At 41.5% G+C, this 24,716-nt stretch carries 19 protein-coding genes; 13 read left to right on the top strand and 6 right to left on the bottom strand.

Annotation, left to right across the window (positions count from 1 at the left end):
• Window positions 1–167: 167 nt before the first annotated feature.
• From PY091_RS15320 to PY091_RS15305, 4 genes are all read right to left on the bottom strand, one after another.
• The gene (locus PY091_RS15320) at window positions 168–2,597 is read right to left on the bottom strand and encodes a type I restriction endonuclease subunit R (RefSeq protein ID WP_275650480.1); all 2,430 of its coding nucleotides are present in this window, start codon (window positions 2,595–2,597) and stop codon (window positions 168–170) included.
• A gap of 65 nt (window positions 2,598–2,662) precedes the next feature.
• Window positions 2,663–3,400, bottom strand: a complete 738-nt coding sequence (gene istB, locus PY091_RS15315) for an IS21-like element helper ATPase IstB (RefSeq protein ID WP_138258248.1) — start codon at window positions 3,398–3,400, stop codon at window positions 2,663–2,665.
• A gap of 24 nt (window positions 3,401–3,424) precedes the next feature.
• Window positions 3,425–4,969, bottom strand: coding sequence for an IS21 family transposase (istA, locus tag PY091_RS15310; protein WP_138258247.1), 1,545 nt, complete (start codon window positions 4,967–4,969; stop codon window positions 3,425–3,427).
• A 45-nt stretch (window positions 4,970–5,014) separates the two neighbouring features.
• Window positions 5,015–5,161: a hypothetical protein gene (locus tag PY091_RS15305; RefSeq protein ID WP_275650479.1), complete on the bottom strand. Its 147-nt coding sequence runs from the start codon at window positions 5,159–5,161 to the stop codon at window positions 5,015–5,017.
• Window positions 5,162–5,462: 301 nt separating this feature from the next.
• On the opposite strand from PY091_RS15305, the gene PY091_RS15300 reads away from it, so the two are divergent.
• From PY091_RS15300 to PY091_RS15250, 11 genes are all read left to right on the top strand, one after another.
• On the top strand, window positions 5,463–7,712 hold the full coding sequence (locus PY091_RS15300) for a heparinase II/III domain-containing protein (RefSeq protein ID WP_275650478.1): 2,250 nt from the start codon (window positions 5,463–5,465) through the stop codon (window positions 7,710–7,712).
• Between the two features lie 4 nt (window positions 7,713–7,716).
• A complete protein-coding gene (locus PY091_RS15295) occupies window positions 7,717–8,064 on the top strand; it encodes a cupin domain-containing protein (RefSeq protein ID WP_207037019.1) in 348 nt (115 codons plus the stop codon).
• A gap of 472 nt (window positions 8,065–8,536) precedes the next feature.
• A complete protein-coding gene (locus PY091_RS15290) occupies window positions 8,537–11,590 on the top strand; it encodes a SusC/RagA family TonB-linked outer membrane protein (RefSeq protein WP_275650477.1) in 3,054 nt (1,017 codons plus the stop codon).
• A 42-nt stretch (window positions 11,591–11,632) separates the two neighbouring features.
• Entirely contained in the window at window positions 11,633–13,039 is a 1,407-nt protein-coding gene (locus tag PY091_RS15285; RefSeq protein WP_313790392.1) for a RagB/SusD family nutrient uptake outer membrane protein, read from the top strand.
• 23 nt (window positions 13,040–13,062) lie between these two features.
• Window positions 13,063–13,920, top strand: coding sequence for a PKD domain-containing protein (locus PY091_RS15280; RefSeq protein ID WP_275650475.1), 858 nt, complete (start codon window positions 13,063–13,065; stop codon window positions 13,918–13,920).
• 251 nt (window positions 13,921–14,171) lie between these two features.
• Entirely contained in the window at window positions 14,172–14,879 is a 708-nt protein-coding gene (locus tag PY091_RS15275; RefSeq protein WP_207037005.1) for a FadR/GntR family transcriptional regulator, read from the top strand.
• Between the two features lie 167 nt (window positions 14,880–15,046).
• On the top strand, window positions 15,047–16,321 hold the full coding sequence (locus PY091_RS15270; protein WP_275650474.1) for an MFS transporter: 1,275 nt from the start codon (window positions 15,047–15,049) through the stop codon (window positions 16,319–16,321).
• A 16-nt stretch (window positions 16,322–16,337) separates the two neighbouring features.
• Window positions 16,338–17,093 carry an SDR family NAD(P)-dependent oxidoreductase gene (locus tag PY091_RS15265; protein ID WP_207037002.1) on the top strand — a complete coding sequence of 252 codons (756 nt, stop codon included), beginning with the start codon at window positions 16,338–16,340 and terminating at the stop codon, window positions 17,091–17,093.
• Between the two features lie 39 nt (window positions 17,094–17,132).
• On the top strand, window positions 17,133–18,023 hold the full coding sequence (locus PY091_RS15260; RefSeq protein ID WP_275650473.1) for an alpha/beta hydrolase: 891 nt from the start codon (window positions 17,133–17,135) through the stop codon (window positions 18,021–18,023).
• Window positions 18,024–18,156: 133 nt separating this feature from the next.
• Window positions 18,157–19,203: a sugar kinase gene (locus tag PY091_RS15255; protein ID WP_275650472.1), complete on the top strand. Its 1,047-nt coding sequence runs from the start codon at window positions 18,157–18,159 to the stop codon at window positions 19,201–19,203.
• Between the two features lie 74 nt (window positions 19,204–19,277).
• The gene (locus tag PY091_RS15250) at window positions 19,278–19,952 is read left to right on the top strand and encodes a bifunctional 4-hydroxy-2-oxoglutarate aldolase/2-dehydro-3-deoxy-phosphogluconate aldolase (RefSeq protein ID WP_275650471.1); all 675 of its coding nucleotides are present in this window, start codon (window positions 19,278–19,280) and stop codon (window positions 19,950–19,952) included.
• On the opposite strand, the gene PY091_RS18720 is transcribed toward PY091_RS15250, so the two are convergent.
• The gene (locus PY091_RS18720; protein WP_207037025.1) at window positions 19,845–20,066 is read right to left on the bottom strand and encodes a recombinase family protein; all 222 of its coding nucleotides are present in this window, start codon (window positions 20,064–20,066) and stop codon (window positions 19,845–19,847) included. The genes PY091_RS15250 and PY091_RS18720 overlap by 108 nt on opposite strands.
• A 633-nt stretch (window positions 20,067–20,699) precedes the next feature.
• On the opposite strand from PY091_RS18720, the gene PY091_RS15245 reads away from it, so the two are divergent.
• Together PY091_RS15245 and PY091_RS15240 are read left to right on the top strand one after the other, a co-directional pair.
• Window positions 20,700–21,980, top strand: coding sequence for a site-specific integrase (locus PY091_RS15245; RefSeq protein ID WP_207036804.1), 1,281 nt, complete (start codon window positions 20,700–20,702; stop codon window positions 21,978–21,980).
• Between the two features lie 212 nt (window positions 21,981–22,192).
• Window positions 22,193–22,600 carry a hypothetical protein gene (locus tag PY091_RS15240; protein ID WP_207036815.1) on the top strand — a complete coding sequence of 136 codons (408 nt, stop codon included), beginning with the start codon at window positions 22,193–22,195 and terminating at the stop codon, window positions 22,598–22,600.
• A gap of 319 nt (window positions 22,601–22,919) precedes the next feature.
• Here the strand turns inward: PY091_RS15240 and PY091_RS15235 are convergent, their stop codons facing one another.
• Window positions 22,920–23,930, bottom strand: a complete 1,011-nt coding sequence (locus tag PY091_RS15235; protein WP_207036817.1) for a hypothetical protein — start codon at window positions 23,928–23,930, stop codon at window positions 22,920–22,922.
• Between the last annotated feature and the right edge of the window lie 786 nt (window positions 23,931–24,716).

The raw sequence follows: 24,716 nt of genomic DNA, 5'->3' as shown, positions 1-24,716 counted from the left end.
CATTGCCACACCGCGCTGTCTTTATCAGCCGTTTGTGCTCCCATCACCCGCAAGGTGCTGGCCCATCCTTGACCGTGGTGTGGCAACTAGGTAGTAAAATTACGAAAAAGGGTTAGAGGTGTCATTGTTATAAGCTAAGATAGAAGGACTTTCTCGCTCTGTATTGTCTATCCCATACCATCAATAAATGTTTCCACAAAGTCTTTTACCTTGCCTAAAATTCGTTCTGATGAGGTGGCTCTATCCCTTAGGCTGGGCCTTTCATTCATTACGGCAATGATCTCGTCTCGTAAGGGTTCTTTTTCCGTGAACAGGTAATTGCTTACCAAATCAACCAACTTCTGGTAATCCAAGTTTTCTTCTTTCGCCAATTGGAGTATGGCCTTTTTCTTCTCTACCGTCCAAAAGGATTCAAATTCATTGGCAACCAGTTCTGAGTCCGCTATCAATGGTAAGTTCTCTTCTATAAACTTCTCAATCAATTCTTTTTTACTCCTCAATTGAGATTCTGAGGCCAATATATCTGAAATAGCTTTTCGCTGCTCTTCTTGCTCTTTAGGTTCTGAGTCGTGCAGTTTGGCCAATAAGGTCAATATATAAGTGACGTTGATTTCATCCCTTCGGATCAGTTCCAGTTCAAAATCGATGTCGTTTAAAATGGATACTTTCTCCTTCTGGTTTTCCGATCTAATGGTGTCATATAAATCCAAGTACTTGCTTTTATAGTTCTCAAAGGTTTGTTCGTCCATGCTCAAATCCTCAAAACTAAATTCGGTGAACGTACCAAGTACGTTTTTTACGCGCATCAATTCCCTAAAGGCCTTTACAAATTCCAATTCTTCAGTTTCAGAAACCAAATCGTTCACACTGTCAAAGGTGGGTGCAATGGCCTTTACACGGGCTACGGCTTCATCAAACTTTTCAATGTAATCCTCGTAGGGCTGCACAATGATTTCCTCAATGGCCTCTTTGTTGGAAAATAAGGTTATGGCCTGGTCAGTAACTTCTTTTAAGTTTCGAAAGGCCAGGACATTGCCCTGGGACTTGACTTCATCCAATATTCGGTTGGTACGGGAATAGGCCTGAATCAAACCATGATACTTTAAGTTTTTATCAACGTATATGGTATTGAGCAGTTTACTGTCAAAACCTGTCAAAAACATATTGACCACCAACAATATATCCACCTGTCTATTTTTTACCCGCTTGCCAATATCCTTGTAATAGGAATAGAATTCATTGGTGGAATAATTGGTTTTGAACATCCCATTATAGTCAGCAATAAACTCTTCCAGTTTATCCCTGGTATGTTTTGTGTCGTACTGTGATGCGGGCTCGGCTGCAAAATCATCATAATCCTCATCGGGGATAAAGCCTTGTGCATCCTCATCCAATTGGTTGGCTTGGTAGGAGAATATCGTAGCTACTTTTAAATCGTGTTCGCCTGCTTCTTTTTTGGTTTGAAACAATTCATAATACTTTATCAGCGTCTTTACATTCTGAACGCAAAAAATGGCCGTGTAACGTCGATTATGGGTTTTACGGTTGTGATTGTTGATTATAAAATCAACATTGTTCTCCAATCGCTCAGGAGCCTCTAGTACCTCCGCGGTATTGATGTCCTCCACTTTTATATCAATAACATCGTCTTTCGGTTTTACGGTGTTCATGTACTCAATGGAAAACTTCAGTACGTTTCTGTCCCGTATGGCATCCGTGATGACGTATTTATGCAAGCACTCTTCAAACAAATCCTTGGTGGTTCGTCTACCTAGCTTGTTTTTTACTGAATTGTCGGCAAAAATGGGAGTGCCTGTAAAACCGAACATTTGGGCATTGCCGAAATAGCTTTTTATGGCGTTATGGGTATCGCCAAACTGGCTTCGATGGCATTCATCGAAAATAAATACGATGCGCTCGTTCTTCAGCTTATCCACTTTGGCCATGTGTTTGGGCTTGGAGATCGCTGTATTCAACTTTTGAATGGTGGTGACAATGAGTTTGGTATCATCGGAGAGCTGTTTTACCAAGGTACTTGTATTAGTGGTTGCATCGATACTGCCCTCACTAAAGCTATTGAACTCTTTAATGGTCTGATAATCCAAATCCTTACGGTCTACCACAAAAACCACCTTGTGCACATCTTCTAAATTGGTCAGTATCTGTGCAGCTTTAAAGGATGTCAATGTTTTACCTGATCCCGTGGTATGCCATATATAACCAAATTTCTTGCTGTTTTTCACACGCTCCACTATGGCTTCAGTAGCGTAGTACTGATACGGGCGCAATACCATTAAAATATTGGCCGTATTCAGCACGATGTATTTGGTGATCATTTTGGAGAGATGGCACGGCTCCAAAAATGCTGTGGCAAACTCACTTAATTGCGTAATGATTTTGTTCTCCCTATCCGCCCAAAAGAAGGTTTGTTTAAAGGAACGTGCTTTTACAGGGTTGTTGGCAAAATACTTTGTATTTACCCCATTGCTGATGACAAAGAGCTGCACGTATTGGAACAACCCACTTCCTGAGCCAAACGAATGCCGCTCATAACGGTTGACTTGGTTAAAGTGGATAAGCCGGGTAAAGTGACCCACCTTCGCCGGATGAAACTGACCAGGGTAAACGAACTGCCCAGATTTGATCTATCCGTGGGTTAAACTTAGTTTTTATTTTTCAATTTTCTTCTCATTGATTCTCCTTTTATGTCGATTCTGTGTGCCGTGTGCACCAAACGGTCAAGTATGGCATCGGCCAGTGTTTTTTCGCCTATTATGTCATGCCATTTTGATACAGGTAGCTGAGAGGCTATTATGGTCGATTTTTGTCCATGTCGGTCCTCGATGATCTCCATGAGCGCGTGCCTGTTGATGTTGTCCAACGGTTTAAGGCCGAAGTCGTCCAAGATGAGCAAGTCCTGTTTTTCAAGTTTGTTTATCTGTTTGAGATAGGAACCATCGGCCTTTGATGTCTTGAGCAGGGTAAAGAGCTTGGCCGTGTTGAAGTACATGACCTTTCGCCCCATGGAGCATGCCTGGTGGCCGATGGCCGAGGCCAGATAACTTTTCCCCACACCGGTACTACCGGTAATAAGTATGTTCTCCCTTTTTGGGATGAAGTCGCAAGAGCCTAGTCGCCGGACCAGGTTCTTGTCCAGTTGGCGTGACGGTCGGTAGTCGATAGCTTCCATGACGGCCGTATACCTGAACCTTGCGGACTTGGTCAATCGCTCTATCCTACGGTTGTGCCGGTCGTCCCATTCGCTCTGGACGAGATAGGCGATCAGTTCATCGTTGGTGTAACCGGTGGACGGACCGCCGGTTTCCATTGTTGTGGTGAAGGCCCTGTGCATTCCATAGAGCCTCATTTCTTTCATCAATTGCATTGTTTTTTCGTTCATATGTTCTGTTTTTAAGTATTGTTCCTATTCGTAGTATTTTCCTCCCCTTATGTTGTTGTGCTCGGGCATTTCCATATCCCCGTCCATACGTTCATCGATCTGGTCCCATCCCTTTTTCAGGATGCGCTCGACCATATTGTAATTGTACGCACCATATTCCGAGGCACGTTTGCACGCATTCTCAAGACGTCCCCTTCCGTACTTTTTGGCAAGGTGGAGCACGCCCAGACAGGACTTATAGGATTGTTCCGGGTGTTGCTTCTTCTCCAGGATGGCAATGATGTACCCTTTACAGTGTCCACCGATATTGCCCGCCCAATCGATGAACCTTTCACTGCTCCATTCGCTTACGAACCTGTGGTGCGAGGGCATATGGTCGGCCAAGGTGGTATAGCCGTATTTTTTCCTGTCCCTTGTATGTACGGCGAACCTTTCGTGCTTATGGTAGATCTCGACGATGTTGTCGGTATAGACCAGCTTGACCTGTTTGCCTATATGCCTGTAGGGCACGCTGTAATAATGCTTGTCCTTCCCAAAATAGATATGGCTGTTCTTGTGTACGGTGGCCTGGGCATATCGTTTTACCTCATAGCGTTTCGCCGGTAACGGCATCAGTTCGCCCTTCTCGATTTCCATGAAAAGTGAACGCCTGGAATATTCCCTTCCCCTGAACGGCATTGCGTTGTGTTTTTCCAACAGTTCCCTTATCGCCATGTTGATATCGGCCATGCTATGGAAGACCTGGTTCCGTAAAGGGGCGAACACCCTGGTGTAGATTATCTTCACGGCGTTCTCCACTATGGCCTTGTCCCTTGGCCTATAGGTACGTGTGGGCAGTACCGCCGTTTCATAGTGTTCGGCAAAGTCGGCGAAGACCTCGTTGACCTTGGGCTCGTAACGGCTGCTCTTGGTGACCGCCGACTTCAGGTTGTCGGGTACCAGGGCCTTTGGTACGCCGCCGTAGAACCATAGTGCGTTTTCGGTGCAGCGGATGAAGTCCTCCAGTTTTTGGCTCGCACAGGCCTCTACATAAGTATATTGGCTGCTGCCCAGTATGCAAACGAACACCTCCAGTTCCTTCAGTTCACCGGTGTCCCTGTCAACAATGTGGAGTTTCTTCCCCGTGAAGTCTATAAAGAGCTTGTCGCCGGCCTTGTGCTCCATGTGCATTACCGGCGAGGTCTCCTTGCGCCATTCGGCGTACCAGTACTTGAACTGTGAGAGCTTGAAGCCATCGGGATGCTTGGCATAATATTCCTCCCAGAGCAACTGTCGGGTAACCCCGGTCTTTCTTATTTCCTTGTCAAAATAGGGAAAGTACTGCCTTAAGGTCAGCAACCGTTGGCTCTTGCGCTTTTGCCCGTCCTTAAAAAGGCCGTGGAGTTCCTCCAGGGTCATCTTCTCCACTTCGTAGGCCGTAAAACGGTACCGCTTGAAGAATTCGATGTACTTCCTGACCGTGACACGGGATATGCCCAATTGTTGGCTTATCCTCCGTTTGCTAGTGCCGGAGGTGTACAGTTTGTAAATCAGTTTTGTTTTTCGCATGTCTATCTGCTTGTTCGCCATGGTGCTTTTTAACAAAAAAAGCACTTAGACTTCTTACAGATAGATCTAATCCAAAAGGTGGTCCACTTTGGCCCGGCGAGGGTGGGTCACTTTCGTCCGGCCAGCTATGGTCACTTTAACCCGGCGTGGGTGGTATACTATGTCCGGCGTTTCCACATATAGGGCAATGAAGGGCAAATAACTGTTTTTCATTGCCTTTTTTGGTTTTAACACGAAATATTACAGCTATTAAATACGATGAATTTATTTTTTCACTTTACATTTTTAGATATTATAATTTTTTGAGCGTAAAATTTGCCAGTGTGATAAATATGTATATTTTTGGTAAACCAAATTGGTAAACCAATTAATCGATGATATTTCTATATTTGATCACATTATTCCTGTTTGATGTACCTAAACAACAAAACAATCACAGTTCAATACCAATAAAGCAAAATTGTAAAAACGCTTTTTCAAAATACTATAATGATAATGTAAAATCTGTATGTGTATGAACCGTATAGTTCAAGCTTTACATGTTCTTTACTTATTGGTTCTTATCCCAGGCCATGCCAGTTCACAAGAGCATCCATCCTTGACCATAACCAAAGAAGGTGTAGTGAATATACAGAGGGAGCTAGGAGAACTTCCACTTTTTGATGTTTCCTTAGAACAAGTAAAGGTCCAGGTAGACGCGGAAATCTCATCTGGAATCGATGTGCCCATCCCAAAGGATTATTCCGGGGGATATACCCACGAAAGGCATAAACTCAACTACCTGACCATGCAAAAGGCCGGACTATTATATCAGGTTTTGGATGATGAAAAGTATGCTATTTATGTTAGGGACATGCTCATGCAATATGCTGATATGTACCCTACGTTACCCTTGCACCCCAAAGAAAGGTCCTATGCCCGAGGTAAACTTTTTTGGCAATGTCTCAATGATGCCAATTGGTTGGTCTATACCAGTCAAGCATATGACTGTATTTATGAATGGCTTTCCAAAAAGCAAAGACAAGATTTAGAGATTAATTTATTTCGACCATTTGCTGATTTTCTATCAACAGGGAACCCGAAGTTCTTTAACAGGATACATAATCACAGTACTTGGGGAAATGCAGCGGTAGGGATGATAGGTCTGGTAATGGATGATGATGAATTGGTACAAAAGGCATTATATGGTTTGCCCGATGATAATATCGAGCCCAATGCCAAGGATAACGATGGCGGATTTATCAAAACGGAAAATGGAAAATCAGGTTTTTTGGCCAATTTGGACGAACCCTTTAGTCCAGATGGATATTATACAGAAGGCCCTTATTATCAAAGGTATGCCATGTATCCTTTCTTAATATTTGCCCAATCGCTCCACAATGCAAGACCAGAGTTGGGGATATTTGAATTTAAGGACAGTGTATTGCTCAAATCCGTAAATACCTTATTGCAACTTACCGACAAAAATGGAGATTTTTTTGCATTGAACGATGCCCAGAAAGGAATGTCCTATCAAACCAGTTCCTTGGTGACAGCGGTTGATTTGTCTTATTATTATGGAGGAAAAGATACTTCCTTGTTGCATATAGCGGAACAACAAGGAAAAGTAATTTTAAGTGATGCGGGCATGGAAGTGGCCAAAGGGGTGAATCAAAATACAAGTAGACCATTCAAGAGAAAATCTATGCAATTTTCTGATGGGGCCAATGGTAAACAAGGAGGGTTGAGTGTATTGAGGAGCAAAGACGAATCGTTGACACTTGTATTTAAATACACGGCCCAAGGACTCAGTCATGGTCATTATGATAAACTTTCCTACTCCCTTTATGAACAGGGGAAGGAAGTAGTGCAGGACTATGGAATGGTCCGTTATGTAAACATAGAACAAAAGGGTGGAGGTAACTATCTTAAAGAAAATAACACTTGGGCCAAGCAAACCATAGCCCATAACACTTTGGTCAAGGATGAAACCTCCCACTTTCAGGGAACCTATGAGATTGGAAGTAAGTATCATTCCAATCTTTACTTTTTTGATGCTTCCAATTCTAAAGTTCAAATAATCAGTGCAGTGGAGTCAAATGCATATACCGATACACAGATGCACAGAACCATGGCGATGATTGAAGAAGAAACCTATGGGAAACCATTTGTGTTCGACATTTTGAGGGTGAATTCCCAAAAACCCGCTAAATATGATTTACCCTTACATTATCTCGGTCAGCCCATTCAATTCGGTTTTGACTATCAAGCTACAGCGACCTTGGAGCCATTGGGCACAGCAAACGGATACCAGCATATTTTTCTGGAGGGTAAGGGGCAATTCCGCAAAAAAAGTAATGCCACATTCAGTTGGATGCATCAAAACCATTTTTATACTCTTACCACCATAGTATCCCAAAACGAACAATTCTTATTGGGAAGGTTGGGGGCTAATGACCCTCAATACAATTTAAGAAGAGACCCAGTGATAATACATCGAAAGGAAAAAACAAAAGACGCGCTCTTTGTTTCCATAATGGAACCTCATGGTAGCTATAGTCCGGTAACCGAAATGGCAAAGAATGCCAAAAGTAATATTGAGCATATTGAGGTCATATACAACAATAAGGATTACATAGGGGTACAAATCAAAGGAAAGAATTGGTTGGACAAAATTTTTATTCTTGCCAATACCGAAAATGACAAATCAAAAAAACACAGGCTGACCATAAACGGCAAACTGTATGAATGGGTCGGTCCCTATACATATCAAAATAAAAAATAGACAGATGAAATCATTAGGGAAAAGCAAAGAATTTTTATTTGGGGATAAGATCAATTGGGAAAAAGCCGGAGTGGGGGTCTATAGAAAAATAATGGGCTATGATGATAACATAATGCTAGTACATGTTGCTTTTGATAAAGGAGGTGTAGGACCTATGCATAAGCACGTTCACTCCCAGGTCACGTATGTACAGAAGGGCAAGTTTGAGGTAACGATAGGAGACAAAACAACTATTTTAAAAAAAGGAGATGGATTTTATATTCCTCCCAATGTATTACACGGAGCCATTTGTCTCGAAGATGGTGAGTTGTTGGATGTGTTTAGCCCCATAAGGGAAGATTTCATAGAATAAACAAGTTTTTCATGAAAAAATAGGTTGTTATTTTGACAAATAACACAAAAGGCGCATTCAATTTTTATGATTTGCTCTTTCAAATTGATTTAATTTCGAGATAACTATAAAATTTTAACATAACCTTCTTTTTTATAAGGACTTAATAAATTATATTTGGTTGACTAAATTGGTTTACCAGATTGGTTGACCAAAATAAATAAATCTAAAACAGAATTATGGTACAAAATGAAACATAAAGAAAAAGGATAGGTGCACGCCTATCCTTTTTTATGAAATTACTTCAAGTAAGAGGGAAGTAATATGTAAACATGTCTGCCGGTCAGACAGCACGTCTGTTGTAAAGATATTAAAAATAGAAAACAATGGAACGTATCCTGTTCTGATTGGGTATTGAATACGCAGGGCCCGAAGCATATTTTGCTCAAGGGGTATAATAAGCAAACTACAGAAACCTAACTTAAACAAACTAATGAAATTACGAATTAAATTGACATTGTTCGCTCTATTTTCTTTGCAACTGTTTTCCTATGCACAGGAACAGCCTGTAGTATCAGGTACGGTGTCTGATGGTTCCAATGTTCCCATTCCAGGGGCCAACGTCATCGTTGTGGGGACCAACAGAGGTGTATATACCAATTTTGATGGAAAGTTCACCATAAATGCCGTTAAGGGCGAGGTACTACAATTTTCCTATGTGGGATACCAGACGAAGAACATTACCATCTCCGATAACACAACTTACTCCATTGTTCTTGAAGAAAGCGCAAGTGAATTGGATGAAGTGGTTATCATAGGGTATGGAACCCAAAAGAAAAGCCACCTTACAGGAGCCATTTCAAAAGTGGTCAACGAAGATCTTGATCAAATCGCAGTGTCCCGGGTGGACGATGCTTTGGTCGGCCAGGTATCCGGGGTGAACATACAGGCAACCGAAGGAGAAGCCGGTTCAGCCCCCACTATTCGGGTAAGGGGTACCGCATCGATATCCGGAGCCCTGTCTCCATTGATCGTAGTGGACGGTCAAGTGGTGGGCAATGATTACCTCGGGGCTTTGGACATGAACAGCATTGAGTCCTTTGAGGTATTGAAAGATGCCGCTTCAACCGCTATTTACGGTTCCAGGGGAAGTAGAGGGGTTATTATGATTACCACAAAAATGGGAAAAGAAGGAAAAACACGCTTTACCTACAATACCTATACAGGGTACAAAAGGGCCAGGCAAAGTGATGCCTATTACTTTTCTGTAAATGAATCGGCCCAAGCCGAGCTTGTGGCGACCGGTTCCCTATCGGATAGAACAAAGTACAAACAACAAATTGGCATAGATGAGGATTGGCAGGACATCATTTTTACAGGAGGGATAATCACGAGCCATTCCATAGGGGCCAGAGGTGGGAGCAAGAACACCAAATTTAGTATTTCAGGCAATTATACCCATGATGAGGGGGTATTGCTGAAGGATGATTTTAAAAAATATAACCTTACCCTGAAAATTGATACAAAAGTCAGTGACCTATTTTCCTTTGGTGCCAACATTACACCGACATTCACATATAAGGATAGGTTTGATGGTTCTACACACGATATTTTAAGACAGGCTCCATGGCTGCCCATATATCATGATGCCAATACAATCCAGTACGTGAACAGGGATGTTTACCCTGATGTGCAAATAGGGGATTATGCGGTGCAGCGCCATTTTGATGATTATGATCTTTATGGTAATGGAAGTTCAGTAAGTATCAGTAGTACCTCAAATACAAATCCCGCAGCAAAAATCCTGGAAAGGGATAGAACCGAGGATAGGTTCAAGGTATATGGAACTGTATATGGACAGTTCAATATCACCAAGGACCTGAGTTTTAAAACGGTCTTTTCCGGAGACTTTCAAAATGCAAAAAATAGAAGATGGCAGGGTGTTCAGGCCAGTAGAAATGGAGCTGCGGCCGCTCAATTGGACATCAGCTCGCAAAATGTCCTTCATTTGACGACACAGAACTATCTTACCTTCAACAAAATGTTCAATAATCATGAAGTAACCGCTGTTGCTGGGGTTTCTTCAGAGACATGGGACACCGAATATGAATCTGTACGGGGAACTGGATATGATTCAGATCTGCTTCAAACCATTACGGCAGCAACCACGATTTCGTTGGCACAATCGGAAGAATATGAAAAAAGATTGTTTTCCCTTTTTGGCCGATTGAACTATGCATATAAGGATAAGTATTTGCTGTCCCTGAGCTTAAGGCGTGATGGTAATTCAGCCTTGGGACCAAACAATAAATATGGGTTCTTTCCAGCAGCGTCCGTAGGATGGAATGTGGCTAGGGAAAACTTTTTGAGAAACAGCGATGTCATAAGTAACCTAAAATTTAGGTTCAGTTATGGTATTACCGGCAATGAATCCTTCAATACCGGGAGTAGTCTTATCGATAATTATCCTTATTTGGCTCTATTGGAGCCTTCCACTGCTGTGGTTGGCGGAAGTTTGGTGTCCGCCTTTAACCCTGTCAACATTGCCAATCCGGATTTGCAATGGGAACGAACCAAGGAGATTAATCCTGGGGTGGATTTTGGTTTCTTCGGAAATAGAATTGCGGGTTCGTTCGAGTATTATAATAAAGAGAGTGATAAGCTGATTCTATACAATCCAGTCTCAACGACAACTGGTTTTAGCAATGCCCTTGTCAATCTGGGGGAAGTTAGAAACGAGGGGTATGAACTTGAACTCACTACAAGAAATATAATAAGCTCGGATTTTAGCTGGTCCACAACCATTATTGGATCTAAGAACAAGAATACCTTGGTGGATTTTGCGGATTCAGATGGTCAAATTTTGTCGGTGGATTCAAAAAGAGCTGCAGAATGGATCAATCTGGAAGGAGAACCCATATCATCGTTTTATGGCTGGGTGGTCGATGAAGAGATTTCTCCAGAACACATCCTATATCCATATCACCCCGTTGGCGCTCAGGCAAGTGGAGTATACGTCAAAGATTTGAACGGTGATGGGTTGATAGATAATGATGACAGGACCATATTGGGCAACCCATATCCGGATTTGTTATGGAGCGTCACCAACGATGTCAAAATTGGGAATTTTGATTTCTCCTTTATGTTTCAAGGTAGTCACGGAGCCCAGGTCAGGAATATGGCAGATCAATATTTGTTCAATCATTTTAACAGTACTCAGCAATATGACCCTGCTACAACTCCAAATCAAGGTTTTATCAGGGAAAAAATATTTACCAATAGCATCATCCAAGATGCCTCGTATGTCGCTTTGCGGAATGTAAACATCGGGTACAATTTTCCAAGGGATTTTTTGAAGAGGACCAAGGTCTTTACAAGGGCAAGAATTTACGCATCTGGACAGAACCTCATGTATTTGACGGAAGATGACTACACGGGGTTCAATCCAGAATCAATAAGAAGGACCAGTGCAACGACCTATGGTTATCAATTGGGAGGGTCGCCCATATTTAGCACCATATCCCTAGGGCTTAACTTGGAATTTTAAATAAACAGCACAATCATGAAGTTTTTAAAAATAATAATACCAATGGTTTTCATTTTTACTGCAATTTCTTGTAGTAAGGATTTTTTGGAGCCGCAACCCACTTCTGCGGTCAGTGAGGAAGGATATTTTAAGACAGATGAAGAATTGGAGTCGGGAATTTTGAACATGTACGATGGAATTCAGGGAACGAACGATAGGAGCACTTCTTCTAACCATTCCATTCAATATGAGTTCTATGTAACGGAAATGCGCACCGATAATACCAGGGGCAAAGGAGCTGTCGATTCCGACGCCGATCAAGCACAGTTCGTTAACTATAACATTAGGGCAACCAATGGTATAGTAGCAGATTATTACAGGAGCATGTACAATATAATCTACAGGGCCAATGTTCTTCTCGACAATTTAGGGGTGGCATCGGATGCCAACAGGGCAAGGTTCGAAGGTGAGGCTAAGTTTGTACGGGCGTATGCCTATTTTAATTTGGTTCGACTTTATGGGGATGTACCCTTGGTGGATAAAGTGATCGCTCCATTGGATACCGAGATTTCCTATACAAGAATCGAATCCTCGATCATATATGATTTCATTGAGGAAGATCTTTTGTCTGCAGTGGCCAATCTTGGAGATGGCTATAAGAATAGAGCTTCCAAAGCCGCTGCTGAAGCATTGTTGGCAAAAGTTTACCTTACCATTGGTGAATACAGCCAAGCACAGACCTTGTGTGAATCAATAATGAAACCGGCAAGAGGATTTTCACTGGAAAGCAATTTCAAAGATGTTTTTTATAATGAAGGCAATGATGAAGTGATTTTCGCAGTAGGCTATGAACCAGATCTTATCAAAGATAGTCAAGGGTTTTCTTCGGAATGGTTAAATGCTGTTGGGTATACTGCTGGAGTAAATTATGTTACGAAAGAAATGCGTGATGCATTTGATCAATATGGAGGGGATAGGACGCTATATTCAATTCGTCAAGACGTTATCCAACCTTCTGAATATCAGGTCGCCAAATATATTCCAAACGGGGACGAAAACTTGGGGATAGCCCCAATTGCCAGTGATCCTAGATTGGCAGGAAATGATTGGATCGTATTGCGCTACGCGGATGTACTGCTAATGCACGTGGAAGCCATTTTGGCCGGTGCCGAGGCCACAACAAGCTCTAATGCCATTGCCTCTTTTCAGGAAGTTAGGAATAGGGCAGGCATCACAACAACGGTAGCGACCATAACCAAAGAAGACCTATTAAATGAAAGAAGGGTAGAACTGGCTTTTGAGAACCAGCGCTTTTTTGACTTGCTGCGTCTGGGAGAGGCACAAAATGTACTATCGGCCTATGCAACCGAGAATGGCTACAATTTTACCTCTACCACTCTCCTGCTTCCAATTCCAAGTAGTGAGATTAACCTAAGCAAAGGACTTTTGGAACAGAATCCAGGGTATTGATGAAATTTAAAAAAAGAAGAAAGATGTTATATAAAAAAATATTCGTGAACCATTGGGCAAATCTAATGCCATTGTTTTTGGTGGCCATGGTCTACTCTTGTGAGGAAAACATATTGCCCTTGGAAGGTTCTATAGAAGACCTTACACTTCCCGAGGCTAATTTTGATTTTAGTGAGAGCAACAATGATTACTTAACGTATTCCTTTTCGAATCTATCATCCAGTGCCACAGATTTTATCTGGGATTTTGGAGATGGGAACACTTCCACTGAAAACGAACCGGAACATACATTCTCGCAAGAAGGGGATTTTGAGGTAAGCCTTACCGCTTCTGACAAATTGGGCGTGGAAAGTGTACAAACCAAGAGCATAAGCGTAAAGGAACCGGAAGGACCTGTTATTTTCATTCCTGAGATTCTGGAAGCTGGATTCGAGGCAGGGACCTTGGAAGGGGGAGCAGGAGATGGAAATGATGCATGGGCAATAGCCGGTGCCAACAACATTGGACTAAGTACAAGTGTAGTGCGAACAGGCGATCAAGCCGCAAGGATTTATATGGGAGCTGAAAGTGTAGCTTATCAAGAGCTTACGGTGACCCCAAATGCCGATTATAGGATAACGCTCTATTATACACTGGCGTCAGCTCCTGCAGGCGGGCACATACGCTTGGCCGTGCTTGGTAACACCATTGAAGATGCTTCCGAAGCAGAGGATGCCATCATTGCATCCGTTTTGGGAGACGATCAAACCAGTACGTTTGATTATACCAAACTCACGCTACTCTTTAATCCCGGAGCATCGGATACAGTGGCAATATGGTTGGATAGTAACAATATTGCAGAAGGCAGGGTGGACGATATAATGATAGAACATGTGGAATAAGTCACAAAGAGCAGAAAATGATTGTTGATGGTATGAATGGAACCAAAGGTAATTGGAGGATAAATAATTACAGTTTCAGAACTTTGAAAGTATTCTGAGTTGGTTAATTTAAAGAGGGGTCATTGTCCATCAATAAAAGGGCAATGGCAAAACCCGAAAAACGGACCAGACTATTTGGAAAAGAAATAATATAATTTATTAAATTTGACATACCAATCTGGTTAACCAGTTTTTTAAACTTTAAGAGCCCAATGAAATTAGATGTTATAGCAAAGAACGAGAATCAAAAAATTCAAAATGAGATCATATCAAAGATTCGGGATTTGATTAATTACAAAAATTTGGAACCAGGTGATAAGTTGCCTTCCGAACGTATGTTGTCTGATAAGTTCGGTGTGAGTAGAAGCAATGTTCGGGAAGCGATCCAAACACTGGAGTTTTATGGTTTGTTAAAGTCAAAGCCACAAAGCGGCACTTTTGTCGCAGATATTGGCCAAGTGGCCATGAACGGGATGATGGAGGATATATTGAGACTTCAGGAGCCCGATTTCAAATCATTGGTGGAAACTCGGATTTTACTGGAGTTAAAAACCTGTAGGCTTGCTGCTCTTAGGCGAACAGATGAAAATTTGGAGGAAATAAAAGAAGCCTTAAATGCATACGAATCCAAGGTGGTTGATGGGAAAAGTGCAGTAGAAGAGGATTTACTTTTTCATCTAGCCATTGCCAGGGCCAGTGGTAACAGTACCATAAACACGCTGATGCTGGTAATAACTCCCGGAATCATCAACAATTTCGAAAAGTATCATGTCTGTGATAAGAACAGGGCATTTTTGGGAATCCAAGAACACAGGGCCATTTATGAGGCCATCAAAGAGCAAAACCCACAATTGGCCAAAGAAAAAATGAAAGAGCATTTTAAGGACTTATATCAGTTCTGTTACAATAAAAGTATTTAAGGATCGGGGCAATCTGCACGGGTTGTCACAGTTCTGTTAAAAATAAGAATCAAGCGAGAGGGATTTTACCAATTGCACAAGATGCAAATATCTTGGCAAGATGGCACAATATTGCCATGAATGGGCAAGAAAATCTTCTGAAATCCCTTTAGCTTTAAAACAAGACAATGAAAGTTAAAGGTCTTAGATGGTGGATCATTGGTTTAATCGCCTTGGCCACAATAATCAACTACATAGATAGGTCTGCGCTCGCGATCATGTGGCCGGGCATTTCCGAAGAGTTGGGAATGAGTGAATCCGATTATGCCATAATTCTCAATGTATTCATGGTGGCCTATGCCCTTGGACAGTCGGTTTCGGGAAAGATGTATGATAAGGTGGGTACGAAACTGGGCTATGTCATATCCATTTTTGTGTGGTCGTTGGCATCCTTGATGCATACCTTTGGTAGGGGAGTGATGTCCATCAGTTTTTTTAGGATACTATTGGGTGTTTCAGAGGCAGGTAATTGGCCGGGAGCCGTAAAAAGCAATGCTGAGTGGTTTCCTGTAAAGGACAGGGCCATAGGTCAAGGTATCTTCAATGCAGGAGCCTCATTGGGTTCCGTAGTGGCGCCTCCATTAATAGCGTTTTTGTATTTGGGGTTTGGATGGCGTACTACATTTATAATCATAGGTTCGGCAGGTATTTTATGGATTATTCCATGGATTGTTTTCAATAAAAAGAGACCCAAGGACCATCCATGGATTACTCAAAAGGAAAAGAAATACATTATCTCTGGACGACATTTGGGCAGACATAAGGACCAAGAGGGAAAAGGTTTGGGAATATTGCAAATCCTTTCATACAAGGAATCTTGGGCAATACTGGCATCGCGCTTTTTTCTTGAGCCCATTTGGTGGCTTTTTGTGGGCTGGATGCCCATTTACTTACAGAACACTTATGGTTTTAATGTAAAGGAAATAGGAATGTTTGCATGGGTTCCCTTTGTTGGTGCTGCTGTGGGCAGTATTTCTGGTGGTGTCCTTACCGAAAGGTGGGTGGCCATGGGACAATCGGTTGACAAAGCTAGAAAAAGAACCATTTGGATGGGAGGCCTTTTGATGTTCTTGGGATTGGTCTCTACCATTCTCTTCGCAGATGGCCCTACCAAATTTGTGATTATTGTTGCGGTGGTATTGTTTGGGTTTCAATTTGCCATATCCAATATCCAAACCATGCCCAGTGATCTATTTAGTGGAAAATCTGTTGGAACACTGGCTGGGCTTGGTGGTACAGTTGGGATTTTATCGGTTATCATCATGAATTTTTTGATACCTATCATAACAAAAACATCGTATACACCAGCTTTTGTAATCATAGCTGCATTTGTTCCATTAGGAGTGTTTGCTGTCTTTAAGCTATGTAAAGAAATAGGACCTGTAGAAATAAAGAATCAATAAAAATAAAATTTCAATAATGAGTGATTTAAAAGGAAAAGTAGCTGTTGTTACTGGAGGTGCCAGAGATATCGGCCGTGCAGTATCGTTGAAGCTGGCAAAGAATGGAGCCAAAGTGGTGGTAAACTATTTTGAAAACAGGGGCGATGCCAACGACACTGTAAAAATGATAAAAAACAACGGTGGGGATGCCATTGCCGTATATGCCGATGCAACAAGTTTGTCGGATTTGGAAAATCTGGCATCAAAAACAAAAGAAGCCTTTGGGGACAAAGTGGACATTTTGGTAAATGTAGCAGGTGGATTGTTTGCACGGAAAACCATTGATCAAATCGATGAGAAATTCTATGATCTTTTGATGGATGTCAATTTTAAATCTTGCGTTTTCGTAACACAAACCTTTAAAACCATGATGGTAGAAGGAGGTAGTATAGTCAATTTTGCTTCTCAAGCTGGACGGGATGGGGGAGGTCCTGGAGCATCCTTATATGCCGCATCCAAAGGTGCTGTTATGACATTTACCAGGGCCATGGCCAAAGAATTTGGTCCCCAGGGCATACGGGTAAATGCACTGTGCCCCGGAATGATTGCCACGAAGTTTCATGATGATTTTACTAAGGATGAAGTTCGTGCAAAAGTTGCAGGATCTACACCTCTGAAAAGAGAAGGGAATGCGTCTGAGGTAGCGGATTTGGTAGCTTATTTGGCTTCCTCCGAAGCATCATTCATAACTGGAAACAATGTGGACATCAATGGAGGGTTGGCTTTTAGCTAATTTTAAAAACCTACTACTATCTGGTAAATATTCAATTCTATGATGACTTTAAACATTAGTGTTAAAAATTGTAACTGTATCCGACTTATTTTAATGGGAGTACTGACGGTAACCTTTGCTTGCAAGGGGCAAGAGTTTAAGAAAGTGGAACTGCCCCGGAATTATCAAGCAAAATTAGATATCATATATGCCGAAACTGCTTCGTGGAATGGAAAACTGGATTTTTACTATCCAACGAACAACGACGAACCAACTCCTGTGATCATCAATATACACGGTGGAGGATGGAACCATGGCAAAAAGGAATCCCAACGTGGGTTTGGTTCTTTCTTTAAAAAGGGAATGGCTGTGGCAAATGTGGAATATCGTTTGGAGTCCGAAGCCAAGGCACCAGCAGCTGTGGAGGATATTCGCTGTGCAATGTCCTATTTGATAAGCAATGCGGAAGAACTGAATATCGATACTGATAAAATTGTTCTTATGGGAGCATCAGCAGGAGGACATTTGGCCTTAATGGGAGGCTTATCTGAAAATAATTCTTTGTTTGATGACCATTGTGGAGAAAGGGAGGCAGTCAAAATCAGGGCTATTATAGACAAGTATGGTGTATCGGATTTAAGGCCGGTTATGTTTGCCTCTTCCGTAAAAAAATGGCTTGGTTCTGAATCGGAAAATGTTGCTTTTGCAGAATCGTTGTCTCCCATTACTTTGGTGGACGCAAAAAGCCCTCCGATTTTTATCGTTCATGGGGATGCAGATCCAATTGTTCCATACATCCAGTCCCAAAAACTATTTGAAAAGTTACAAGCTCATGGGGTAAATTCAAAGTTTATAACAATACCTGAAGGAGGACATGGAAAATTCAAAGAAAAGGATAAAGAAAGGATAATGGTGGAAATCCATAAGTTTTTAGATGAGCAGGGATTGTAACATTAAACTAAACCTTCGTGATTTAATTTCATGACAAGTTTTAATGGCTTTATGAGTCCCACTACGCTGTAGTAGGTACAAGGAATGTTTTTGAAAAATAATTATTACGAAACTTTAAAAATAAAAATCAGAAATGAAAAAAGTAGTGACCTTTGGTGAAATCATGTTGAGGTTGGCGCCTCCGGGCTTTCTGAGGTTCTCACAGGCCAACAGTTTTGATGTGGTCTATGGGGGAGGGGAGTCGAATGTGGCGTTATCTCTTGCCAATTACGGGATGCCCGTCGACTTTGTGACACGCTTGCCGAAGAACGATATTGGGGAATGTGCCCTGATGGAGATGCGAAAACGTGGTGTCGGTACCGACAATATCATTTATGGTGGGGATCGCTTGGGTATCTATTTTTTGGAGACCGGTGCGGTTAGTAGGGGTAGCAAGGTGGTCTACGATCGGGCACACTCCGCCATGGCAGAAATAGGTCCCGGAATGGTGGATTGGGACAGTGTCTTCAAGGATGTGGAATGGTTCCACTGGACGGGGATCACGCCGGCCATCTCCCAAGGAGCGGCAGATGCCTGTATCGAAGCGGTAAAAAGCGCAAAAGAACACGGTGTTACTGTATCCACGGACCTGAACTACCGTGCCAAGCTTTGGAAATACTGCGATGATGCCAAACGAGAGGAGATTATGTCAGAACTTACTTCCTATTGTGATATTGTTTTGGGCAACGAAGAGGACGCGGAAAAACACTTCGGTATCAAACCAGAGGGACTGGATATTACCACGCAGGGAGAACATGTAAAGGCCGATGCTTTTCTATCAGTGTGCCAACAGATGATGAAAAGATTTCCAAATGCCAAAAAGGTCATCACGACCCTACGTGGCTCCTTGTCAGCCTCGCACAACACATGGGCGGGTGTACTGTACGATGGAAGTACCATGTACACCTCCCGAGAATACCAGATCACGCACATCGTAGACCGTGTCGGTGGGGGAGACTCCTTTATGGGAGGGCTTATCTATGGCTTAATGAACTGGTCAGGGGAGGACCAAAAAGGCTTGGACTTTGCCGTGGCGGCCTCCTGTTTGAAGCATACCATAAAAGGGGATGCCAACTTGGCCACCGTTGCGGAAGTTGAAAAGTTAATGGGGGGTGATGCTTCTGGAAGAGTGTCCCGATAGATGGTCGGGTTGGTTTAGTTTTTTTAATCACATGGGGCCGGATGATTCGGCCCCATGGTTAAAAACAAAAGGTTATGGCAAGGTATACAAGATTGGAAGTAGTACTGATGATGCAAGAAACGGGAATGGTTCCTTTGTTTTATCATTCCGATATAGCAGTGGGTAAGAAGGTGCTCATGGCATGCTATGATGGTGGGGCCCGGTTGATGGAATTTACCGCGCGTGGCGATTTTGCCTTTGAAGTTTTCTCGGAGCTCAACAAATATGCATTGGAACAACTTCCAGGTATGATTATGGGCGTTGGGTCCATTACGGATGCAGCTGCAGCATCGATGTATCTGCAAATGGGGGCGAACTTTGTGGTAACGCCCTCTTTAAGGGAAGACATCGCCATAGTCTGTAATCGAAGGAAAGTACTTTGGTCTCCGGGCTGCGGTACGTTGACCGAAATCAACAAGGCGGAAGAATTGGGCTGTGAACTCATCAAGCTTTTTCCCGGGTCCACCTACGGTCCAGGTTTTGTGAAAGCAATCAAAGGACCCCAGCCATGGACAAGTGTTATGCCCACAGGAGGGGTCAGTACGGAAGAGACAAACCTACGGGCTTGGTTCGAGGCAGGGGTAAGCTGTGTGGGCATGGGTTCAAAATTGATTTCCAAAGATATCTTGGTCAACGGGGATTATGCTGCATTGGAAAACAAGGTAAAAACCACTTTGGAGACTATAGGAACTATCAGAAGGGGTTTGTGAATTGAATGGGTTTTCCTTCATTTCAAAATACTCAATAAGTTTGGTCAAATGCGAAAGACTTCTGTCTATTCGGTCTAGCTTATAGACAACAATAGTATCTCCTTCCTCACATATTTTAAAAGCAGGCCTTAGCTCTTCCGTACTTCTTTGGTATTCGAAACTTTATCCAGATAGATATTCTTATGTGAAATTCTTCCCTTTCAGAGGTCATTCAATTTAAGGTTCAAACTTTGTTCAATGGTTTACACTCGTGCTTATCAAAAAACCATAACATAATTTTAAAAGTTCAATAAAGCGATGTTTTTCTTCTAATATTGAACCAAGTATATGGTTGATTTTTTATCTTTTGTTTTCAATTAAAATGAGATTTGAGTCGATTAACCCGTAGATCACTATATTTATTATTGAAAGTCCAAAAATCACACGAGGGTGTCCTATGAGGTGTCCTTTTTTGGATGGTCAAGAAAAAACTCTGGAAACATAAGGGGTTTCAAAGGATTGGTTAAAACTGCCACCCCGACAAATAGGGTATTAAATAAAATCATTTAATACGTAAATTAATGAAAACCAGTAAAATACATTTTTACTGGTTTTTTTTATTGCCATTTGAAGGCATATCCGTTAGTGTCCTATTTCGTGTCCTATTTTTTAGGAAAGAAATTCCTAAATTTACAGTTCACAGCCCGTATTTGACTTTCGAGGCGATTTGGCTTTCGTTCAAGGAAATGTTTAACCTAAACGAAAGTGATGACAACAACACACACATTCAATGTCCATTTTTGGTTGAAAAAAGCATCAATCAAAAGGGACGGAACTACTCCCATCTATGCACGTATCTGGATAGATAGTATGCCCGTTGATATTAGTGCCAAAGAATCCGTTTTGGAAAACAATTGGTGCGATAAGGCAAACCGCGTAAGGACAAGGGCAACAAATGCGAAGAGCATCAACGATGCCCTGGACGAAATAAACTCCAGCATCAAGAAAGCTTATAAACAGCTTAAGGACGAAGGTAGGCCCATTACGGCCCAGACGGTCAAATTGAGATATTTGGGAAAAGACAGGGCAATTTTGACCTGTAAGGACCTTATGCGCTACCATAGGGAAAACGAACTTAAAAAATTGGCTCCTGGAACCGCCAAAAACTATCGTGCTACGGAGAAATATGTTGACCGCTTTATTAAAAAGGAATTCAAGGTTGACGATGTTTACTTAGCGCAAATGGATTATTCCTTTATAGTCAATTTCGAGGACTACCTCCGCTGTTGCCCACCTTTGAGAAAATCCCAGCCATTGAACAACAACGGTATCATGAAGCATTTGGAGCGTTTACAGAAGTTTACAACATTGGCGTTGAAACACGGCTGGCTTAAAGCCGACCCATTCGCCCTGTACCAATTGAAGTACGAGGAATTTGATTGCCCCTTTTTAGAGCGGGACGAACTCGACACAATGACCAATCTATCGATATCACTTGAAAGTATGCGCTTGGTAAGGGATATATTCATTTTTTCATGCTATACAGGGCTATGCTATATAGAAGTAAAGAACCTAAGTAAAAATGATATTGTTACAGGTGTAGATGGGGAACAATGGATAATGGTCAGAAGGCAAAAGTCCAATACCCCCGTAAAGTTGCCTTTATTGGATGAAGCCAAGGAAATTCTGGAGAAATATGCCGATTATCCATGTGAAGAAAACGGCCATTCGCTTTTACGGGTATTCAGTGACCAAAAAATCAATCAATACCTAAAGAAAATAGCCAAGCTCTGTAAGATAGAGAAAAACCTAACTTTCCATGTAGCGCGACATACCTTTGCCACTACGATAGCCCTTTTGAACGATGTTCCCATAGAAACGGTCTCAAAAATGTTAGGCCACACAAAATTATCAACGACCCAAAAATATGCCAGGGTCATTGAAAAGAAAATCAGCAAGGACATGGCCCAATTGAAGGAAAAACTTAAGCGTTCAAGAAAGAAATTGGAATACAAGGCAACAGAATTCGACCATTTGAAAATAGTTTAAGTGTGAATATTCTGTACTACTATGAAAAAGAGAATGGTATATATTCATACAATATTCCCGAAAGCTAAACGTCGCAAAATATTTCTCGGAAAAGGGACGGCATAAAGCCACTTCTTTTCCCTCTGCCGTTTATTCCGTTTCCTTTCCGCTCCAAAATTTTGTCTTCCGTTTGTGTTGCCCTCAAATATTGTTTAACTAAAAATTTCATTATCATGGAAACAAAAGCAAAGTCGAACGGAATCGCAAAAAGACAAAATGCAACCGTTAAAAAGGAAGTACAGGACAAGTTGACCAGTGAGGCCATTGGAAAAACAGTAGTACCTGAAAAGAAAGTAACGGCTAAAAAGCCCGTTATCAACTTAGACGACCGCATCCAGAAGTTCGAGAAGCTCAGGGGATTGGCCACACAACGTGAACGGTTAACGGAAACCCTCAACGAACTGACCAAGTTCAATTATAACCAGGACGGTTCAAGTTCCTTTTATATCAGGGACTCACGTAACCTGGAATTCAAGACCACCAACTCCAATCTGATAAAGTTGGTCACGACCCACTTACAGTCCACCTTGGAACAACGTAAATCGGAAATCGAACAGCAGATTGTACAATTTGAACTTTAATGCTTGAAATTCCTTCAAATGTGAAAGCCTGCTCCAAAAAGAGCAGGCTTTTCTTTTTATTCATAAATTTTAGTGTGAAATCTCGGTTATACCTCTAAAAACTTTGCAATTATTGAATTATGCGAATCAAGGGTTGAAAACCAGTATTGATTTTCAATAGGTTGTAAAGGCATATTTTATCATTTTTCAATTATAAAAAATGCATAGAATTGATTTTCAATATTTATGGAAATTCAACCCTTGATTCGAATGAATTATCTTCTTTTAAGCTAATTTCATACAATGCCCAATTACAATCACCCTGTTTTAGCTAAAACCTTTAGCCCTCTGAGTTAAAACCGAAAAGCTTTATTTTATGTTTAATGCAATTGCTATTATTTCTTTGTCCTATATAGAGGTCTAGGGCATAGGCATTTATTTCATCGAAATGGTTTTGAAATCCTTCAATGAAGTTTTTAAATAACCCAGAGTCTTTGAAAAATTCATTGCAAATAATCGTAACGTTCCTCGTTGTATCTCCAAAGTCAATTTTTACACCATTTGCTTTTGCAACATTTACATAATGCTCAATTATATATTTTGCCCTTACCAAAGTATGAGGATGAGACTTTTCTCTTGTATAGAAATCTGTATCTAAATTTTCTGGCTGAAACGGATATATTTTACCGTATAAAAAAAGTAACTGAGTAATAAGGATGCTTGAAATACCAAGATACATTAGGCGTTTATAATTATTATCGGTCTGATAAGGCTCAGGTATTTGTTCCTGAAAAAACTGCTGAAAATAAACACTAACAAATTGACACCCATTCAAATCAGCATCATACTCAAATACATGCTTTTCATAGGAATATGTATCGTCAGTCGAATGTTCATTCATTGAAAACACTTTATCCTTGTACTGAACCAAATGTGCAAATTCATGATAGAATGTAAAAATCGTAGATGCTTGGAACATCAAAAATTCAAGACTATTTGGCGTAATATTTTGAAGGTTTTTAAAAGCGACCCAATCGGTTTTATCAAAAAACTGTCCCTTTCTACCCAACTTTCCATATAAGGCCTCCATATAAGGTTTTGAAAACCTAATCCTATATGCACTCTTACCTTTCCCAGCTACTGCATTTATTCTATAAGTATCCCAAAAATAAAAATAGGCAGGCTCGACACCAAATATTGGACTGTACTCAATAATATTATCAACACACCAGTCAAAGTAACGCTGATAAAATGATTCAATTACGTCGCCGGTGAAATCGTAAATTTCTTCTTCCGGTATCCCGAGCGATATTAAGTTTGCTTTATATTCTTGAAAATCAACTTTTTTCATCTAAAGATTGATAATTCTCAAAGATAAAATTATCTCTCATTTATACTATCGATTTTAGCCTCATAATCATTTCTGGCCTTAAATGGGTAGGCATTATAAGACCTCAAGTCCCTTATTCCGTTTGGTACATTTCCCTTTATTTCGTTGCACTGCATTCCGGAAAAAGAGCTGCACTAAAACAAGGTCTTGGACACGCCCCAATCCCCCGTTGCTCCCGTTATGCTTCTCCCGTTCCGTACACTGGAACGAATCGTTCTACTTGCCACTACGCGGATTGGGGCAAGTGCGCTTTTATAATCGGAAGGTCACAGCTTCGGTTTTCTTCACAGGATTTTCGGCAAAGCCTACTTGGGCCTTTGCTCGATAATCCCTAAAACCTAGCTCTGCCCTGTACATTTTAAGGGGTTTATAACGGATAAAGCCTTTATCGTTTTTCGGGGCATCGAAAAACGGGCACAGTATAACCAATTCTAGATTAAACCCGATCGCTCATTTCGCTTAACTACCGGTACGCTCAAATCACGAACGGCTTTAAAAGAATTGCTAATACTCTTATGGAACTTGTCAAGACCATAGCAGGTTTCATTGAAAAATAAGGTTTCCACTGCCTTGTTTTTAGCCCTTCGGTAAAAACTACGTTGCAGACCCTCCTGATTTGTTCCCCGAAAGTCTTGACAAAACCCACTTTATCCATTGGTGCCATGCACGCAAGAAATCAAACAAACACCCCTTAAAATTCAATTGAAATGAAATCCAAAGGGGATTTATTAACCCCGTCTGCCGAAA

Origin of the sequence: Flagellimonas okinawensis, assembly GCF_029194005.1 — a bacterium.
GTDB lineage: Bacteria > Bacteroidota > Bacteroidia > Flavobacteriales > Flavobacteriaceae > Flagellimonas > Flagellimonas okinawensis.
Note: the sequence above shows the minus strand (reverse complement) of the source record. Positions and strands in the feature narration are given on the sequence as shown.

Coding starts and splice junctions, on each gene's coding strand:
- istB (WP_138258248.1), bottom strand. CDS start 3,400: ATGAACGAAAAAACAATGCAATTGATGAAAGAAATGAGGCTCTATGGA.
- istA (WP_138258247.1), bottom strand. CDS start 4,969: ATGGCGAACAAGCAGATAGACATGCGAAAAACAAAACTGATTTACAAA.
- PY091_RS15305 (WP_275650479.1), bottom strand. CDS start 5,161: ATGAAAAACAGTTATTTGCCCTTCATTGCCCTATATGTGGAAACGCCG.
- PY091_RS15300 (WP_275650478.1), top strand. CDS start 5,463: ATGAACCGTATAGTTCAAGCTTTACATGTTCTTTACTTATTGGTTCTT.
- PY091_RS15295 (WP_207037019.1), top strand. CDS start 7,717: ATGAAATCATTAGGGAAAAGCAAAGAATTTTTATTTGGGGATAAGATC.
- PY091_RS15290 (WP_275650477.1), top strand. CDS start 8,537: ATGAAATTACGAATTAAATTGACATTGTTCGCTCTATTTTCTTTGCAA.
- PY091_RS15285 (WP_313790392.1), top strand. CDS start 11,633: ATGGTTTTCATTTTTACTGCAATTTCTTGTAGTAAGGATTTTTTGGAG.
- PY091_RS15280 (WP_275650475.1), top strand. CDS start 13,063: ATGTTATATAAAAAAATATTCGTGAACCATTGGGCAAATCTAATGCCA.
- PY091_RS15275 (WP_207037005.1), top strand. CDS start 14,172: ATGAAATTAGATGTTATAGCAAAGAACGAGAATCAAAAAATTCAAAAT.
- PY091_RS15270 (WP_275650474.1), top strand. CDS start 15,047: ATGAAAGTTAAAGGTCTTAGATGGTGGATCATTGGTTTAATCGCCTTG.
- PY091_RS15265 (WP_207037002.1), top strand. CDS start 16,338: ATGAGTGATTTAAAAGGAAAAGTAGCTGTTGTTACTGGAGGTGCCAGA.
- PY091_RS15260 (WP_275650473.1), top strand. CDS start 17,133: ATGATGACTTTAAACATTAGTGTTAAAAATTGTAACTGTATCCGACTT.
- PY091_RS15255 (WP_275650472.1), top strand. CDS start 18,157: ATGAAAAAAGTAGTGACCTTTGGTGAAATCATGTTGAGGTTGGCGCCT.
- PY091_RS15250 (WP_275650471.1), top strand. CDS start 19,278: ATGGCAAGGTATACAAGATTGGAAGTAGTACTGATGATGCAAGAAACG.
- PY091_RS15245 (WP_207036804.1), top strand. CDS start 20,700: ATGACAACAACACACACATTCAATGTCCATTTTTGGTTGAAAAAAGCA.
- PY091_RS15240 (WP_207036815.1), top strand. CDS start 22,193: ATGGAAACAAAAGCAAAGTCGAACGGAATCGCAAAAAGACAAAATGCA.
- PY091_RS15235 (WP_207036817.1), bottom strand. CDS start 23,930: ATGAAAAAAGTTGATTTTCAAGAATATAAAGCAAACTTAATATCGCTC.